Origin of the sequence: aff. Roholtiella sp. LEGE 12411 (assembly GCF_015206995.1) — a bacterium.
GTDB lineage: Bacteria > Cyanobacteriota > Cyanobacteriia > Cyanobacteriales > Nostocaceae > Komarekiella.
The window spans coordinates 1-1,770 of record NZ_JADEXR010000300.1 but is presented as its reverse complement, the minus strand read 5'-3'; the positions used below and the strand labels follow the sequence as shown (position 1 = coordinate 1,770).

General features: G+C 40.4%; 2 protein-coding genes. One reads left to right on the top strand and one right to left on the bottom strand.

All coding sequences use genetic code 11. The features are described from left to right. Positions 1–33 precede the first annotated feature (33 nt). The gene (tnpA, locus tag IQ246_RS29525; RefSeq protein WP_194006828.1) at positions 34–474 is read right to left on the bottom strand and encodes an IS200/IS605 family transposase; all 441 of its coding nucleotides are present in this window, start codon (positions 472–474) and stop codon (positions 34–36) included. A 99-nt stretch (positions 475–573) separates the two neighbouring features. Here tnpA and IQ246_RS29520 point away from each other — a divergent pair, with 99 nt between their 5' ends. Next, positions 574–1,761, top strand: coding sequence for an RNA-guided endonuclease TnpB family protein (locus tag IQ246_RS29520; RefSeq protein WP_194006827.1), 1,188 nt, complete (start codon positions 574–576; stop codon positions 1,759–1,761). The last annotated feature ends 9 nt before the right edge of the window (positions 1,762–1,770 follow it).

Genomic DNA, 1,770 nt, shown 5'->3' with positions numbered 1-1,770 from the left:
TGACCGAAAAAATGGGATTCAAGCCCCGTCCTTCTAGGACGGCTTTTCTTGATTTCTAATATATTCTTTAAGAACTTCTAGCGGCGCACCCCCTGCCGAAATAGCAAAATAACTCGGACTCCACAAAGCTGCGCGTGTTGCCGGGGGGAGTATCCCCCCGGCAAACTCGCATTCTTTATGGGGTTTTTTGTATCCTTGTTGCCCATAGCGTCGGCTAGAAACGCCTTTCAAAGCATTAACTATCTGAGAGATGGATAACCTTGGTGGATATTCAATCAGTGCGTGTACATGATTTCCTTCCCCATTAAACTCAATTACTTGAAAATTCATTTTTTTGGCAACCTCCTGAAACGACTCCTTGATTAAATCAAGACTTGCTGATGTAAACACATTGCGTCGATACTTTGTCACGCAGACCAAATGTATTTTTAATTCTGTAACACTATGTCTTTCTCTTCTATATATAGTTGTCATTCCATACAGACCTTCTTGAAAAGTTCTGCGCCGGGAGACCCGGACGCACAGACTTTTCGCAATGTATAATTATTTTGCAGGCCAATTATAGCATTAAGCATGAAAGCAAGGTATCAGTATCGTTTTTACCCAACAGACCAACAGCAACAGAGTTTGCGATCATTGTTTGGTTGTGTTCGCGTTGTGTGGAATGATGCCTTGGCTATCTGCAAACAGTCGGAAAAGCTACCAAGCAATAATGACTTGCAGAAGCTAGTCATTACTCAAGCGAAGAAAACCACAGAGCGTAGGTGGTTGTCTGAAGTTTCTAATATTCCATTACAACAGTCAGTTGCGGATTTGGGTATTGCTTACAAAAACTTTTTTGATTCGCTTAAGGGTAAAAGAAAGGGCAGAAAAGTAGGTAGACCCAAGTTTAAAAAGAAAACTAATCAGCAATCAGCACGATTTAGAATAGGAGGCTTCACATTTCAAGACAAACAAGTTTACCTAGCGAAGATTGGGAATATTAGTCCTATTTGGTCAAGAGTATTACCTTCTGCTCCTAGTTCGGTTACGGTAATCAAGGACTGCGCTAACCGTTATTTCCTCAGCTTTGTAGTAGAGATTGAACCTCAAAGTATTGATGCCAAGAACCAAAGCATTGGCATAGATTTAGGTATTAAAACTTTTGCTGTAATGAGTAGCGGCGAAAAAGCTGTAAGTCCTAATTATTCGACCTTAGACAGAAAAATTCGTAAACTTCAGAGAAAACTAGCTCGTCAACCTAAAGAATCAAGGCGTAGGAATAAGACTCGAATTCAAATTGCAAAATTGCACAATCAAATAGCAGACACACGTAAAGACTTTTTACATAAATTATCTACCAAAATTGTTAGTGAAAACCAAACTATTATTTTGGAAGATTTAAATGTATCAGGTCTAGTTAAAAATCACAAACTTGCTAGAGCTATTAGTCTTCAAGGATGGAGAGATTTTAGAACATTGTGCGAAGGTAAATCCGAGAAATTTAATCGTGATTTTCGCGTCATTAGTAGATGGGAGCCAACGAGTCAGGTTTGCTCAGACTGTAGTTACAGGTGGGGCAAGCTTGATTTAAAAGTTCGGTCGGTTCAATGTTTGAATTGTGGAATTGTACACGACCGAGATGAGAACGCAGCCAAAAATATAAACAAAGTCGGGATAGGGCATTGCCACGACTCTAAACGGACGCAGAGACGGGATAAGACTACTCCGGTAGCATCTGTCAACGAAGCGTCAAGAATCACCTCGCCTTCAGGCAGGTGAGTATGTCAA